Here is a 15760-nt window from a genome sequence, read left to right on the forward strand (position 1 = left end):
ACATAGTTATTTCTCCTTTTCTTGGAAATATAGGAAATATATAAGATAAATTCTTTAACGATATTTCTCGATTCGTTCTGTCTGTATTATATCGAATCTTTTTGAAATAGTCAAGTAATTTTCGATATTCACTATAGCCAGCTTTGGTCTCCAGTGCTCTACCATCTATCGTCTATCATCTATCATCTATTATCTATCTTCTATCCTCTACCTTCTATCGTCTACCTTCTATCGTCTTTCCTCTATTATCTATCATCTATCTTCTATCGTCTATTGCTCCTGTCGCCATTTGATAGTCTCCTGTCGTTTTATGATGTTCTGTTTCATCCGGATTTCCTATATACTTTGTTCATCAGTTACGAAACAGATTTCGCAAAGGAGAACACCATGACACAGAAAAATAAAACAGCACTGATTACCGGAGCCACCGGTGGTTTGGGAAAGGCCTTCGCTCACATCCACGCATCCCGAGGCGGAAAACTTATCCTCACCGGACGGAGTATGGAGAAGCTCATAGAGCTGGAAGACGAGATAATGAACAGGCATGGCCAGGTGGATATTCATCTCATTGCCGCCGATCTTTCTTCGGCAGAAGGGCCGAAAAAAGTGTATGATGAATGCATGGACATGGGCATCCTGCCGGATTACCTCATCAATAATGCAGGCTTCGGCGGCCTTGGAAAATTTGCAGACCGTCCTGCTGAAAAGGACCATGACATGCTGACGGTAAACATCGAAGCGCCCACCACGCTGATGAAGCTTTTTCTTCCCCATTTCGTCAAAAGAGGAAGCGGCAAAATTCTGAACGTTTCCTCCACCGCCGCTCTGGGGCCGGGACCCATGCAGGCCATGTATTTTGCCACCAAGGCTTACCTGACTTCCCTCAGTAATGCCTTGTGGTATGAATATAAGGATGACGGTATCACCGTCACCTGCCTCATGCCCGGCGCCATGGCTACAGGTTTTGCCAAAGCCGGCGGCCTGGAAAAGACAAAAATGTTTTCCCACATGGTGGACCCCCATGACGTGGCCCTGGATGGTTACAAAGGCATGCTGGAAGGAAAAATCAATGTCATTTCCGGCCTCCCCGGCTGGCAGGCCCCCTTTGTATCCCTCATGCCCATGATGCCGAAAAAGACGCTCATGAAATTCATTGCAGATCAGCAGTCAATGAAATAAAAGAACTTCCGTAAGGAGAAACGATGAAGAAATTTATAGTTGATGGAAATTACAAATCCTATTTTGCCTCTTTCGGCCTGTCCCTGCAGGAACTGCTCAGGGAAGCGAAACTGCCGGACACCCTTTTGACCACCTCCCCCGTGCTCATGAGCCAGGAGGAATTCGGTCGTTTCATGGATGCCCTGGAAGAAAGAAATCCTGACGATTCCCTTCTTTTGAAAATGGCCGCCGGAAGTGGCGCCGCCTCCTTCTCACCGCCCCTTCTGGCTGCCTGGTGCAGCGAAGACGGGCAATCCGCTATCAGCCGCCTTTCCTCCTATAAAAAGCTGATAGGCGGACTCCTCTATGAAACAAAGGAAGAACCGGACCGGATGCATATCTGCCTCCGTCCAAGAGATAAAGGCTTTGCTCTCCCCTCCTTCCTTGTGAAGGGAGAATTCATCTTCCTTACCGCCCTTCTCCGCCATGCCACAAAAAAGGACATCCTCCCCGTTTCCGTTTCCATGCCCTATGAGCCAAAAGGAAGTGTCCTTTCTGATTTCCTTCGCTGTCCCATAAGAAAGGAAGATGAATGCCGGATTTCTTTTTATAAACGAGATCTGTCAGTTCCCTTCATCACCAGAAACGACTCCCTTCTTGCCTTCTTTGAGCCGGAGCTGCAGAAAAGGCTGGCGGACCTGGAAAAGGACGAAAGTATGAAAAGCAGGGTGCAGAGCCTTCTGGCGGAGCTTCTTCCCGCCGGAAACGCTTCCATCGGATATGCCGCTCAAAGGCTTGGCATGACCGGCCGTACCCTGCAGAGAAAACTTGCCGCCGAAAACACCTCCTTTCAGGAGCAGCTCAGCAGCACCCGTGAAATTCTGGCCAAGCATTACCTTAGAAATACCACCTTAACCACCATGGAAATCGCCTACCTTCTGGGCTACGCAGAAACCAATTCCTTCCTCCGTGCCTTCGCTGCCTGGACAGGAGAGACAGTGGGAAGTTACAGGAAAAATGCTGAAGGTTCAAACGGTTCAGAGAAAGAAGAAGAGAATTGAGAACTGAGAATTGAGAACTGAGATTTGAGATTTGAGAAATGGAGACAATCATCCGAGAGACTGGCAGATGTCAGACGAGCCCGCCGGACCTGAATATGTGCTGGCGTCCCCCCCCTATCTTCTATCATCTTTCTTCTACCATTTAACCACTAAAAAATCCTCCAAAGTTTCCTTTGGAGGATTTTTTCATATGACAGAATCAGCCATTACACCAGTTTGCTGAAGTCGCCCCAGGCATCAAAGAGAGCCAGGGTCTTGAGGAGCTGGGAAATACGGTTATTCTTGACTGCTTCGTCCTTAACCATAACCATAACGTTATCAAGATAATCGTTAACAGGCGCCGTCAGTTCTTTAAGGTAAGGAAGGGCATCACCATAGCGGTACTCTTTATACAGCGGTTCTACGGAAGCTGCAGCTTTTTCCAGTGCTTTTTCCAGATTCTTTTCCGATTCTTCCTGGAAGAGAGCCGGATCCACCTTTCCGCCGGTCTTGCCTTTGGTGATATTGGCAAGGCGGGTGACAGCCTGACGAAGATCCGCTTCATCCTTCAGATGGCTTTCTTCCATGGCCTGTGCCTTCAGGAAGATGGCGTAAATGTCATCTACCGGGCCTGCCAGAACGGCGTCAATGACATCATATTCGATGCCATTGTCCAGAAGAATGGCACGGATACGCTGACGGAAGAAGTCTTCTACCTGGGAGAGAACTTTATCTTTGGCTTCCTGTTCACCGGGGAGAAGCTTCAGTGCTTCTTCAATGCCTCTTCTGATATCCCAGTGAATTTTTCCATCAGTCAGAATATTGACTGCACCGATGGTCTGGCGGCGGAGTGCAAAGGGATCCTGGGATCCGGTAGGAATGAGTCCGCGAAGGAAGGTAGCTGCCAGATTGTCCAGCTTGTCAGCCAGGGACAGTGCACGGCCGATGGATTCCTTCGGCAGGATATCGCCGGCAAAGCGGGGCATGTACTGTTCGAAAATAGCCTGGGCTACTTCCGGCTTTTCTCCGTCCAGCAGAGCATATTCCTTGCCCATTTCCCCCTGAAGTTCTGTAAATTCGGTAACCATGCCGGTAGCCAGATCGGATTTGGAAAGGAAGGCAGCTCTGTCGGCGTCTTTCATTTCTTCTTCCGTAAAGTTCCAGTCTCTGCCGATGAAGGCAGTCAGCTTCTGCAGGCGGTCTGCCTTATCCCGCATGTCGCCCATGCCTTCCTGGTAGTTGATCCGGGTCAGATCATCCCGGTGTCCTTCCAGGGTCTTCTTCCTGTCGTTTTCAAAGAAGAACTTGGCATCGTCCAGACGGGCACGGAGAACTTTTTCATTGCCGTGCTGTACGTTTTCCAGAGCTTTGGTGCCGCCGTTTCTGACAGTGAGGAAGTAGGGCATAAGGCTTCCGTCTTCTTTTCTCACCGGATAATATCTCTGGTGATCACGCATAGGTGTAACCACTGCCGGTACCGGGAGCTTCAGGAATTCATCATCAATCCGTCCATAAAGAGGTGTAGGATATTCTACCAGATAGTTGATTTCTTCCAGCAGATCTGCATTGTGCCATACATGGCCGCCCAGCTTTTCTGCCGTTTCCAGAAGGCCTTTCTTAATCATGTCTCTTCTTTCGTCCTGATCCACAATGACGAAAGCCTTTCTCATGGTTTCTTTATAGTCTTCCGGTCTTGCAATGGAAACCGGTTCTTTGCAGAGGAAACGATGTCCCCGGCTCACACGGCCGCTCTTCACATGGGCAAATTCCACAGGAATCACTTTGTCATCGGCCAGTGCCACAATCCAGCGGACAGGACGGATGAAATGAGCTTCCTCATCAGCCCAGCGCATGCTTCTGGTAAAGTTCAAACCGGTAATGAGGGAAAGGAACAGGTCCGGCAGTACGTCTTCCACGGCCTTGCCCTGATTCACCACATGAGCCCAGGTGTATTCTCCTTCTTTTACCAGCTGGGACGGATCAATGTGCTGTCCTCTGGCAAAACCCTGTGCTGCACGGGTCGGATTTCCATCTGCATCAAAAGCCGCTTTAATGGAGGGGCCTCTCTTCTTTACTTCTTCATCAGGCTGGCGGTCTGCTGCATTTTTAACCAAAACAGCCAGTCTTCTCGGGGTAGCATAAATCGTAATTTCATCGAAGGAAATACGGTTTTCTTCAAACTTTGCCCGGGACAGTTCTTTCAGCTGTTCTACTACGCCGGCCATAATATTGGCAGGCATTTCTTCTGTTCCGATTTCCAAAAGAAGATTCTTACTCATTTTCCTTCACTTCCTTTCAGCATGGGGAATCCCAGTTCTTTTCTCTTCTTCAGCCAGGCCTTGGCACACATTCTTGCCAGGTTTCTAACCCGGGCAATGTATTCGGTTCTTTCCGAAAGGGAAATAGCGCCCGCTGCATCCAGCAGGTTGAAGGAATGGGAGCATTTCAGTACGTAATCATAGGCAGGAAGCACCATGCCGGCCTTAACGACTCTTTTGGCTTCTGCTTCGTACATGTCAAACAGCTTGAAAAGCATATCATGGTCGGACAGTTCATAGCTGTATACGGACTGTTCATATTCATTTTCATGCCAGATATCGCCGTAGGTGACACCGTCGGTCCATTCCAGATCGTACACATTATCCTTTTCCTGGATATACATGGCAATACGTTCCAGGCCATAGGTGATTTCTACAGCCACAGGATGTTCATCAATGCCGCCTACCTGCTGGAAATAGGTAAACTGGGTGATTTCCATGCCATCCAGCCATACTTCCCAGCCGATGCCCCAGGCGCCCAGGGTCGGGGATTCCCAGTTATCTTCTACGAAGCGGATATCGTGTTCTTCCGGATCAATACCCAGTTCCTTCAGGGATTCCAGATAAGTCTCCTGAATATTATTGGGAGACGGTTTCATAATCACCTGGAACTGATGATGCTGGTACAGACGGTTCGGGTTTTCACCGTAACGGCCGTCATCAGGACGGCGGGATGGTTCTACGTAAGCCACATTCCAGGGCTCCGGTCCGATAACCCGAAGGAAGGTGGCAGGATTCATGGTGCCTGCCCCTTTTTCCGTGTCGTAAGCTTCGCCCAGCACGCAGCCCTGCTTCGACCAGAATTTCTGGAGTGCTAAAACAATCTGCTGAAATGTCATATGTCCTCCTAAAAACAATATAAAAATCCCTGTAACAGATAAGTTACAGGGACGAGTTACAGGGATACCTGACCCGCGGTTCCACCCTCATTGGCCAATGGCCCGCCTTCATTCATAGCAGCCCTACTCCGTTCAGGCAGCAGCTCCGAAACGCCTTCCGCATTCTGCCGGACTCCCACCCTCACCGGCTCGCTGTATATGCGTACTCCTTTTCATCATCACCGTAGTTATGGAAACATTCTAGCAAATCTGCAGGGGGTTGTAAAGGGGAAAATCAAAGGGTTCAGAGGTTTTAGAAGAGGCAAAGAGTGCTGAAGGGCCTCTGCCGGCAGACCATAACCCACGGTGAAGCCGTGCTTTTTTAAGGAAGTATGCCCCATGCCATAGACTCTCTCCCTTTATCCTCTATTCCTTAATCTCCTTCCCCACATGGGGTTCAATGAAATTTCTTCTTGCATAATCCCAGAGGGTTTCCGATCCCTCTGCCGTATGCTCATTTCTCTTCAGAATCTGGGCCAGATGGACGCCGTGCTCCTTCCAGGCTTTTCCACCGGTGTAGTCATTCAGCATCATAGGCTGGATATTGTCCATGGTGTGAGCAAAGCGGGCTTCCGGCGTATCCGCCCTTTCAAATTCATCCCAAAGGGCGCGGAGTTTCTTTCCTTCATCAGGAAGCATACCGAAAAGGCGGTCTGCACTTCTGGCCTCCCTTTCGTGCTGCTCCTCTTTGCTTACCCCGGCATAGGCATAGGTATCACCGGCATAAATTTCCACCAGGTCATGGATCAGAAGCATGAACACCGTTTTCAACACATCGATTTTTTCATTGCTGTATCCGGCAAGCATAATGGCCATGACCGCCATGTGCCAGGCATGTTCCGCATCATCTTCCATGCGCACCGCTCCTGTCACATAGGTCTGCCGTGTAATCAGTTTTTCCTTGTCGATTTCACGAAAGAAATCAAAGAGCTGATGCAGCTTTTCTTCTTCCTTTTGATCCATATCCTTACTCCTCACTCACTTTCCGATTTCTTCTGTCCCAGATGAAAAAGACAACATAGAGAAGAATGGAAATAACTATGACAATTCCCAAACGCATGGGATTCTGGTGAATGGTTATCGTATCATGCCCGATAAGGGCTTCAATGGCAGTGGCAGGAAATTTGCCGATAAAAGAGGCCAGAAGGTAATCCCTAAAGCTCATTTTGGACAAAGCGCCAAAGGCATTGAGAGCCGCCGCAGGGAAATAAGGAATGACCCGGGCAATGAGCATGACACGGAAGCCCTGGACACGGCTTTTTTCATCCCATTCCTGTACTCTCTTATTCCCGGCAATCAGCTTTTCCGCCGTATCCCGAAGGAAAGTACGGAAAAAGATAAAGCTGATGCCGGCTCCCACCGTTTCTGCCACCCAGGCCAGGAGGATTCCCGGTACAATACCGAAAATCAGGGTGCAGGCCGTGGAAAAAATCATGGCCGGAGGAAATCCCACCGCATTCATGACAGCAGTCAGCACAAAGGCAAAAACAGCGGCACCTTTCCCGAATGACCGGATATAATCTGCAATTTCCAGAATTTCTCCTCTTTTCAGAAGAGCCCATATTTCATGAAAGATCTGCGGTTCCGCCAGATAAAAACCGCCAAACAGCAGAATAACCATGAGAATCAGAGCCGCTTTCACAGCTTTTGGACTGCACTGCTTCATCAACATTCACCTCCCGATGAGGAATATTATAACACATAGTGGAAAAAAGGGTTCAGTGGATATAAAGGAGAAGATTGACGGGCCTTTGGCCCCTAGGATTGCGGCTCTTAAGGAAGCAGGAGATAACTGTAAACCCGGAAGCCGGCGGCTGTCCGCTTGCCGATTACTGCCTGGGTACAGACGACGGAAGCGAATTTATCATACTGCGTCCGAAGGTCGCCACAACCATTCTCCATTTTACATTTTCCATTCTGAATTTATTTTTGATCCCCATGAGCCCGGGCCTAGCCAGATGCTCTGGTAAAAACAGCCGGCATATTTCTAAAACATGCCGGCCGGTTTTATAGAATTACAAAATATCCAGATCATCATAGGAAGGCTGTACGATAAATCGTCCGGTGGTATCAATCAACCCCCACTTGCCTTTGATTTTCACTCCCGCTCTTCCTTCATGGAACGGCGTCACATCCGAAGCTTCTTCCTTGAAGGTAATGCGATCCTGTCCGTCGGTGTCCACAAATTTCCATCCGTCCTTTGTCTTCACCGGTATCAGGCCTTCTCCGCCTTTCGCTACAGCACGGAAGAGAGGTTCTGTTATGACTTTGCCTTCTTTTGTCATGAGACCCCACTGGTTCTTTGTCTTATAGCCATAGAGCCCATCGCCAATGGAATAAAAGCTGTCATAGGAGAAAGGCACCAGTGTGCTGCCATCATCCATGGAGAGGATGCCCCATTTCTTACTGTCATCCTGAGCCAGGAGAATATTGTCGTCTTCCACCGGCAGAAGTCCCATATACACGGTATGGGCGATGAACTGTCCTTCCTTGTTCACCCATCCGTATTTTCCGTTATTGCGGATCAGGATGCCTTTTTCTCCCATCTTGAATACCCGGTCATTGGCAGGGCTGGCAATGACTTTGCCCGTGTTGTCGATATATCCCCGCTGCACTTTAATGGTCGGTACAGTTTCATAGTCATAATACCAGGGATCCCAGATGGGGAAGCCTATGCCCCAGCCAAAGGGATGGTGATAATGGGGATGGTGATGGTACCAGTGGCCCCAGCCCCAGCCGATGCCTATGGAAACCGGAAATCTCCGCATAACTGTTGTTTCTTCCACCTGTCCGGTGCGGACTTCAGCCATGCCGTTTTCAAAGGGATAAAGCTTGTCAAACTCCGCCATAAAGGCAATGGAGCCGTCCGGTTTGGCATAGCCGTTTCCATCGGTTGTCTTAACCCCGGCCAGGCCCTCTGAAAATGGGGTCAGTACTGCCTTGAAGCGGGGCGTAGCGGTGATTGCCCCCTGGCTGTTCATAAAGCCCCAGAGCTTATTTGCATCCTGCACTGCCGTCATGTGCTCGTTAAACACCGGTACCACCGATTTATAAACCGGAGGCACCACCTCTTTGCCGCTGCGGTCGATGAAGCCCCAGTGGTTCTGTTTGTCTTCTACTGCCAGAAGGCCATCGCTGTAGGAGGGACCGGCATCCTTGTAATGGGGTGCAGTAACCTGATTGCCCTCTGCGTCAATGACGCCCCAGAGTCCCTTGATCCGTACCGGCGCCAAGCCGTCTTCAAAATAGCGGGCTTCCTGGTAAACGGGAGCAATTTCCTTCCCATCCAGAGAAAGATATCCATATTTTCCGTCTTCCTTGACTATGGCCATGGAATTCTGGAAATCCGAGACCTGTTCAAAGGCCTTATCGGAAATCTTTGTCCCGTCCTTCTTATAGAAGGAAATTTTCTTATCCTTCCCCTGTACAGCCAGAGCGCCTTCCTTCCATACGGATCTTGTTTCATAGGAAACCGGAACCACTACTTTTCCATCCCGGTTGTAGAAACCGCGAAGTCCGCCCTGTTCTACCTCCACCAGTTCATCCCGGTCCGGTTCACTGTCCGCATCATCATCCTTCACATCAGGATCCGAAAGGCTGATGGCTACCTTGTCGTAGGAAACCGGAATCACTGTCCTGCCGTTGCCGTCAATGGCGCCCCACTTTCCCTTTTCCTTCACTGCTGCAGTAAAAGGAACGGAAACCGTTGACGTATCTTTCGGCGCATCGGGGCCTTCATTGGCGAAAGACGGAAAAGACAGACATAAAACAGCTGCTGCCAGAGCAGCTATTGTTTTTTTATAACTCATAGAGATCACCTCATCCTTAAAATAGTAACGAAGAGTCAGTATCTTTCTATATTGTAGCACAGGAAGGAAAACCCATTTAGAAGGGAAAAAAGAAAAATAGCGGGACACCTGTACGCAGCCGTTCCTGCTGGTTTACCCTGCCGGGCCCCTTGCCCCTTTCTCTTTCATAGTCCATAATAAAGAAAAGAACAAAGGAGTGTGCATAATGGAACATAATTATCTTTTCGACGGCGTAGCTGTCCTTATCATTCTATGGTTTGTGAAATCCTACTTTTTGGGCAGAGCGTCCACAGGAGAAGAAAAATTTCTCTATAAAGAGGCTCCCCGGTGGCTTCTTTACCTGACCAGCGGACTGGTCTGCTGCACTCTCCTCATGATGCTGGCGGCAGACTTTCATCTTGTTCCCGGCGTAGACCAGGAAGGCACCTTCCGGCTTACCGTGGTATCCCTTCTTCTCTGGCTGGCCATGGCCCTCTACACCAAATGGAACTGGGGCGTCCATATTACAGACCGCACTGTCCGCGGGAAAAATAACCGCCAGATGTTCCTGCTTCTCCTGCTTATGGCTTTTCTGGCCTCTACCCTGTAAAATTAAAAAAAGGCCGCCCAAGGCGGCCTTTTTTCATAAATGGATAGTTACCCTTACTGCCAAAAGGAGCCAGCTCGCCGGCCTTTATTCCACATAATCCTTCATTTTCACCGTAATCAGGGAAGATACCCCTTTTTCGGCCATGGTGACACCCTGAAGGGTGTCGGCAAATTCCATGGTCTTTTTTCTATGGGAAATGACGATAAACTGGGTTTTCTTCTTATACTCTGCAATCATACGGCTGTACCGTTCTACGTTGGCATCATCCAGAGCCGCATCGATTTCATCGACAAAGCAGAAGGGTGCAGGGCGGTAAGCCATGAAGGATATGAGGAGTGCAATCACCGTAAGGGCTCTCTCGCCTCCGGACATCAGTGTCAGAGGCTGCCGTTTCTTTCCCGGAAGCTGCAGGTACATTTCTACCCCGCCTTCCAGCGGATGAGCCTCGTCCGTCAGCTCCAGCCTTGCCTTTCCTCCCTGGAACATGAGCTGCATAATCCGCCCGAATTCCTGGTTGATCTGACTGAAGGCCTCGCCAAACTGCTCCGTCATGGTCTTATCTATGTCGTGAATCACCGTTTCCAGCCCGTTTCTGGCTTTGGTGAGATCTTCAATCTGTTCTTCATAGAATTTCCGCTTGTCCAGCTGTTTTTTATAATCTTCCTCGCCATTGGGATTGACGGCTCCCAGTTCTGTCAGTTTTTGAGCAAGGTCTTCCTCTTCCTTTCTCATATCCTGCATGGAACCGGGCAGACGGATGGCTTCTGCCTCCGCCCGGGTCAGATGGCTTTCTTCCAGATGGCGCAGCTCTTCTTTTTCCTGGGCTTTAAAGTTTTCAATCCGGCCCTGCCGTTCCGCCATATCTCTTTTCACCCGGGATGACTGCTCCTGTGTGTTTCTCCATGATTCTTCCAGTTTTTTCTGTTCTATAGTAAATTTGTCGGAATCATCCTGCATTTGAGACTGGTTCTTTTGATTTGCCTGCCACAGCGCTTCCGCTTCCTGGAAATCTTTTTTCAGGCTTTCCATTTCGCTCCGTAGAGAAAGAAGGAGGCTGTCATTTTCTTTCTTTTCCGCTTCCAGCTTCTCCCGGTCTGCCTTCTGCTCATCCAGTGCTTTTTTTCTGTCTTCCTTCATCCTCTGTCCGAAGGCCAGTGATTCCTGAGCTTTCGTCAGAGATACATGGATGGCAAGTATTTCCTGGTTCTTATCCTCCAGCCTTTGTTTTAAAAGGGCACTATCCTTATCTTCACCTGTTTCTGGAATATCCGCCAGCTTGTCTATGGCTTCCAGCAGCTGCGCTTTCTCTGTTTCTTTTTCTGTAATCTCTTTTTCCTGTCTTTCCTTCTGTTCTTTTTCTTCCTCCTCCCGTTTCCTGTGGTCTTCCAGGGTCTGCTCCAGTCCTTTCCGCTGGGCAGAAAGGGATGCCAGACTGACTTTTAATGACTGCCATGCTTCCCGCTCTTCCATTACCTTCCGGGCTAAGGTATCACAGGCTGTTCCCTGTATTTCCAGTTCTCTGCGGCACTGTGCCAGAGCTTCTGTCTTTTCTGCTTCTTCCCGGGTCAGGGTTCGTATTTCCTGCTTTCTGCCGAAGAAAGTATTTTCCTTTTTCTTCATGGAGCCGCCGGTCATGGAACCGCCTGCATTAACCAGCTGCCCATCCAGGGTCACGATCCGGAGACGGTAGTTGTATTTTTTCGCTACCCTCCGCGCATCGTCCAGGGTTTCCGCAATGAGTGTCCGTCCCAGGAGAGAGGTAAGAAGTTCTCTGTATACCGGCTCGCATCCAAACAGTTCCGATGCAATACCGCAGATGCCCTTTTCTCCTGCCGCTTCCTGCTCCTGACCCCGAAAGGCCGGGGCATGCATGGATTCCAGCGGGAAAAAGGTGGCCCTGCCCAGACGGCGTTCCTTCAGCCAGCGGATGATTTTTCCTGCTGATTCCGTTGTATCGGTGACAATGCAGGAAATGCGGCTTCCCAGTGCTACTTCCGCTGCCGCCGTATATTTTTCCGGAACCTGCACCAGTTCCCCCAATGCGCCTCGAATGGAATGGCCGAATAGATCCCGGCTGGCCATGATATTCTTGACAGCCATGGAAAAGTCGGCATATTCCTTTTCCGCATGCTCCAGATAGTTCCGCTTGGATCGAATGGAGGAAAGAGCAGACTCCTGCCGGCTTTTTTCATTCATCAGGGAAAAACGGCGGTCTTCCTCCTGTTTCAGAAGGGCGCTGTCTTTCTTCCCTTTTTCTTCCAGTTCCGTAAGACGGCCTGCCGATTCCGTTTCTTTCTTTCGCATATCGTCCAGGCTGCTTTCCAGTTCTCCCAGGCTTTGCTGCTGTTCCGCAAGAGACGCAAGAGATGCTTCTCGTTCCCCTTTCAGTCGGAGAAGTTCTCCTTCCACATGATCCCGCTCCTGCTCCAATCTCTGCTTTTCTGAAATCTTCTGCCTGTTCACTGCCAGTCTGCGGGCATATTCCGCTTCTGATGCCGCCAGACTTTCCTCCAGCTTCTGCTTTTCCGCCTCTGCTGCCTGTCTTTTTTCATCCCATTCCTGAAAAGCACTGACATAGGTCTGGTATTCTTCTTCTCCGCTGCGGATTTCTTCCGCCAGTTCCTTTTCTGCTTCTGCCTGGTCCTCTTCCTCCGCTGCCAGTTCCCCTTTCTTTTCTTCCGTGTGATGAAGGGCTTCTTCCTTCACCCGGTAATCGCCCCGCAGTTCTTCCATTTTCTGCTGGGCTTCCGCTGTTTTCTGCCCAAGGCTGCGCAGCCCCTCCTGGAAATCAAGTGCCTGCTTTTCTAATTTCTCCCGTTCCGCAGAAAAAGAAGACAGCGCAGTTTCCCATTTCATATCCTCTTCCTCCAGGTTCCGGTATTCCGTTTCATAGCGGGACAGCATACGGCCGATGGAAGTGAGCTTCAGCAGGGACATGGACGCATTCACCGCTTCTTTCCTTTTCATCAGGCTTTTATAAATTTTCGCCTTTTCTGCCCCTTCCTTCAGCGGAACCAGCTGTTCATCCAGAAGAGCCACCATGTCCTGCACCCGGTCCATATTCTCCGCTGTTTTTTCCAGCTTCCGAAGCCCTTCATTCTTTCTCATGCGATACAGACTGATGCCTGCTACATCTTCAAATATAAGGCGCCGTTCGTCAGGCCGGGCGGTCAGTACCTGATCCACCCGGTTCTGCCCGATAATAGCCAGAGAACCCTTTCCCAGACCTGTATTGGCCAGCAGCTCCTGGATATCCTTCAGGCGGCAGCTCCGCTTATTGATTTTGAAATCACTGTCGCCATTCCGAAGCAGTCTTCTGGTAATGGACACTTCCGTAGTATCCAGAGGAAGTTCATGGGCCGCATTATCCAGAACCAGAGTCACTTCCGCCCCGTTCTTTGCCTGTCTGGTTTCCGAACCGGAGAAAATAATATCCTCCGCCTTCTGCCCCCGAAGATTCCGTACATTCTGTTCTCCCAGCACCCAGCGCACCGCATCGGAAATATTGCTCTTTCCGCATCCGTTGGGTCCTACAATAACCGTCATGCCGTCAGCAAATTCTATGGTAGTTTTATCTGCAAAGGACTTAAATCCCTGCAGTGTCAAACGAAGTAATTTCATGGCATCTCCTTGTTCTGTCTTTTCATAGTTCTTTCTTCAATCGTACCTTATTATACAGGAAACGGGAAACAGGAGCCAGTGGAGCACAGATCTGCCAGCCGGAGGCACTCATCCTTTTCACAGCTGTATTTCCATCTCTCCTGTATGTTCCACCCTGTTTTTCATGCAATCAAAAAACGGTGAAAGGATTTTCCTTTCACCGTTTTGGTTCTGCTTATTCTCCAAACACAGGCGGGAGAGGACTGCTGTCGGATGGAATAGGCGGAAGCGGAGAATCACCGCTGTCCTTGTCTTCATCCTTCTTCGGTTCCTCACCGGGAGCATAAATGGAGTGGTACTTGAAGAGGTTTTCCACCTGGGTATGGTTGATGGTTTCTACTTCCATAAGAGCCTTGGCCATAGCATGGAGTACGGGCAGATTGTCTGTCAGTGTCTGCATGGTGTCATTATAGGCTTCATCCAGGTATTTGTGCATTTCTTCATCGATAATGGTGGCCACGGTTTCGCCGTAGTTTCTTTCAGATCCCAGCTGTTTGCCCAGGAAGATCTGTTCCTGATGTTCGCCGAAAATCATGGGTCCCAGGCGGTCGCTCATGCCCCATTCCATAATCATCTTACGGAGAATGGCAGTTACCTGCTGCAGGTCGCCGGAAGCACCGCTGGAAATTTCATTGAAAATGATCTTTTCAGCGCACCGTCCGCCCAGTGCAACGCGGATCTGAGCCAGGAGATGAGATTTGGTAATAAAGGAGCGTTCTTCATGGGGAAGCATCATGGTATAGCCGCCAGCCTGTCCACGGGGGATGATGGTGACTTTATGTACCGGATCTGCATCCTTCAGAAGGGTAGCCATAATCGCATGGCCTGATTCATGATAAGCGGTCAGCTTTCTTTCTTCGTCGCTTACCTTATGGCTCTTTCTTTCAGGGCCGTAGGATACTTTTTCAGAAGCTTCCTCCAGATCGGCCATGGAAATGGTCTTTCTGTTGTCTCTGGCAGCCAGAAGAGCGGCTTCATTCAGCATATTGGCCAGGTCGGCGCCGGTAAATCCGGGAACCTTCTTGGCAATGGTGGGAATATCCACATCCGGTTCCAGCGGTTTGTTTCTTGCATGTACCCGGAGGATGGCAATACGTCCGCGAAGGTCAGGACGGCCCACCACCACACGGCGGTCAAAACGGCCGGGGCGGAGAAGTGCCGGATCCAGAATATCCGGACGGTTGGTTGCCGCCAGGGTAATAATGCCTTCATTGGAACCGAAACCGTCCATTTCTACCAGGAGCTGGTTCAGTGTCTGTTCTCGTTCATCATGTCCGCCGCCCAGTCCGCTTCCGCGCTGACGGCCTACGGCATCGATTTCATCAATAAACACAATGCAGGGTGCATTCTTTTTCGCCTGGGCGAAAAGATCGCGTACGCGGGATGCGCCCACGCCTACGAACATTTCTACAAAGTCGGAGCCGGAGATGGAGAAGAAGGGTACCTTGGCTTCCCCGGCCACTGCCTTGGCAAGAAGGGTCTTGCCGGTGCCAGGAGGTCCTACCAGAAGTACGCCCTTGGGGATCTTGGCGCCAATAGCAGTATACCGTCCCGGATTTTTCAGGAAATCTACCACTTCCGACAGTTCTTCCTTCGCTTCATCTTCCCCTGCTACATCGTTGAAGTTGACATGAACCTGTCCTTCACCGGTCATTTTCGCTCTGGATTTGCCAAAGCTCATGACCCGTCCGCCGCCGCCCTGGGTCTGGTTCATCATCCAGAACCATACAGCAATCAGAATGACAATGGGGAGCAGATTGGAAAGAAGGCTCATCCACCATGCCGGCTGTTCCGGCGGTTTGGCGGTGATGGTTACATTGCCGTCATTCAGCTTGTTCAGAAGCTGTGTGTCATTGTCCGGAATGTATGTGGCAAATTCAGTGCCGTCCTTCATCTTCCCGGTGACTGCATTATTTGTCATCACCACCGAGGAAACATTCTTCTTTTCTACCTGGGAAATGAAGTCGCTGTAGGTGATTTCCGAATGTTTTTCCTGGGGATGAACAAATGTATTGAATATGGACACTGCGATAATGATCAGAAGCACGTAGAGTGCCACATTCTTAATAAATTTATTCAATATATTCCTCCTTCTCATGATCTGTGCAATAAAAGCCCATTTGAATGGTTAGCCACCCCGCTGACTAAATTGAGACTTTTAAATCAGTAATTAATTCTACCATTTTTTGAAAATTTAAGCAACAGGATTGTTTAGAAGAATGCGCCTTATCAGGAGCATTTCCGATAAAAGGCATTTCTTTCAGGAAACGATGCCCTCTTCCCCATGTCATATGCAGCAGCCTGTGAT

General features: G+C 49.7%; 10 protein-coding genes. 3 read left to right on the top strand and 7 right to left on the bottom strand.

What is annotated here, in order from left to right:
• Positions 1-387: 387 nt before the first annotated feature.
• Positions 388-1179, top strand: a complete 792-nt coding sequence (locus ACI4N7_RS09095) for an SDR family NAD(P)-dependent oxidoreductase (RefSeq protein WP_439733044.1) — start codon at positions 388-390, stop codon at positions 1177-1179.
• A 23-nt stretch (positions 1180-1202) separates the two neighbouring features.
• On the top strand, positions 1203-2219 hold the full coding sequence (locus ACI4N7_RS09100) for an AraC family transcriptional regulator ligand-binding domain-containing protein (RefSeq protein WP_439733045.1): 1017 nt from the start codon (positions 1203-1205) through the stop codon (positions 2217-2219).
• A 206-nt stretch (positions 2220-2425) separates the two neighbouring features.
• Here the strand turns inward: ACI4N7_RS09100 and glyS are convergent, their stop codons facing one another.
• From glyS to ACI4N7_RS09125, 5 genes are all read right to left on the bottom strand, one after another.
• Positions 2426-4477: a glycine--tRNA ligase subunit beta gene (gene glyS, locus ACI4N7_RS09105; protein WP_439733046.1), complete on the bottom strand. Its 2052-nt coding sequence runs from the start codon at positions 4475-4477 to the stop codon at positions 2426-2428.
• Positions 4474-5355: a glycine--tRNA ligase subunit alpha gene (gene glyQ / locus ACI4N7_RS09110; RefSeq protein WP_296960287.1), complete on the bottom strand. Its 882-nt coding sequence runs from the start codon at positions 5353-5355 to the stop codon at positions 4474-4476. Before glyQ ends, glyS begins: the two co-directional genes overlap by 4 nt.
• Before the next feature lie 405 nt (positions 5356-5760).
• On the bottom strand, positions 5761-6357 hold the full coding sequence (locus ACI4N7_RS09115) for an HD domain-containing protein (RefSeq protein WP_439733047.1): 597 nt from the start codon (positions 6355-6357) through the stop codon (positions 5761-5763).
• Positions 6358-6361: 4 nt separating this feature from the next.
• Positions 6362-7060 (bottom strand): TVP38/TMEM64 family protein, encoded by a 699-nt coding sequence (locus ACI4N7_RS09120; RefSeq protein WP_439733048.1) that lies wholly within the window; start codon positions 7058-7060, stop codon positions 6362-6364.
• Between the two features lie 349 nt (positions 7061-7409).
• Positions 7410-9203: a WG repeat-containing protein gene (locus tag ACI4N7_RS09125; protein ID WP_439733049.1), complete on the bottom strand. Its 1794-nt coding sequence runs from the start codon at positions 9201-9203 to the stop codon at positions 7410-7412.
• A gap of 205 nt (positions 9204-9408) precedes the next feature.
• Between ACI4N7_RS09125 and ACI4N7_RS09130 the strand changes: the two genes are divergently transcribed.
• Positions 9409-9792 (top strand): hypothetical protein, encoded by a 384-nt coding sequence (locus ACI4N7_RS09130; protein WP_439733050.1) that lies wholly within the window; start codon positions 9409-9411, stop codon positions 9790-9792.
• A gap of 84 nt (positions 9793-9876) precedes the next feature.
• Here the strand turns inward: ACI4N7_RS09130 and smc are convergent, their stop codons facing one another.
• The gene (gene smc, locus ACI4N7_RS09135) at positions 9877-13413 is read right to left on the bottom strand and encodes a chromosome segregation protein SMC (protein WP_439733051.1); all 3537 of its coding nucleotides are present in this window, start codon (positions 13411-13413) and stop codon (positions 9877-9879) included.
• A gap of 214 nt (positions 13414-13627) precedes the next feature.
• Positions 13628-15532: an ATP-dependent zinc metalloprotease FtsH gene (gene ftsH / locus ACI4N7_RS09140; protein WP_439733052.1), complete on the bottom strand. Its 1905-nt coding sequence runs from the start codon at positions 15530-15532 to the stop codon at positions 13628-13630.
• Positions 15533-15760: the final 228 nt, after the last annotated feature.

Source organism: Dialister sp. (genome assembly GCF_051885895.1).
Taxonomy (GTDB): domain Bacteria; phylum Bacillota; class Negativicutes; order Veillonellales; family Dialisteraceae; genus Dialister.

Excerpts from the sequence above, each read along its gene's own strand:
- ACI4N7_RS09095 (WP_439733044.1), top strand. The coding sequence starts at position 388 with ATGACACAGAAAAATAAAACAGCACTGATTACCGGAGCCACCGGTGGT.
- ACI4N7_RS09100 (WP_439733045.1), top strand. The coding sequence starts at position 1,203 with ATGAAGAAATTTATAGTTGATGGAAATTACAAATCCTATTTTGCCTCT.
- glyS (WP_439733046.1), bottom strand. The coding sequence starts at position 4,477 with ATGAGTAAGAATCTTCTTTTGGAAATCGGAACAGAAGAAATGCCTGCC.
- glyQ (WP_296960287.1), bottom strand. The coding sequence starts at position 5,355 with ATGACATTTCAGCAGATTGTTTTAGCACTCCAGAAATTCTGGTCGAAG.
- ACI4N7_RS09115 (WP_439733047.1), bottom strand. The coding sequence starts at position 6,357 with ATGGATCAAAAGGAAGAAGAAAAGCTGCATCAGCTCTTTGATTTCTTT.
- ACI4N7_RS09120 (WP_439733048.1), bottom strand. The coding sequence starts at position 7,060 with ATGAAGCAGTGCAGTCCAAAAGCTGTGAAAGCGGCTCTGATTCTCATG.
- ACI4N7_RS09125 (WP_439733049.1), bottom strand. The coding sequence starts at position 9,203 with ATGAGTTATAAAAAAACAATAGCTGCTCTGGCAGCAGCTGTTTTATGT.
- ACI4N7_RS09130 (WP_439733050.1), top strand. The coding sequence starts at position 9,409 with ATGGAACATAATTATCTTTTCGACGGCGTAGCTGTCCTTATCATTCTA.
- smc (WP_439733051.1), bottom strand. The coding sequence starts at position 13,413 with ATGAAATTACTTCGTTTGACACTGCAGGGATTTAAGTCCTTTGCAGAT.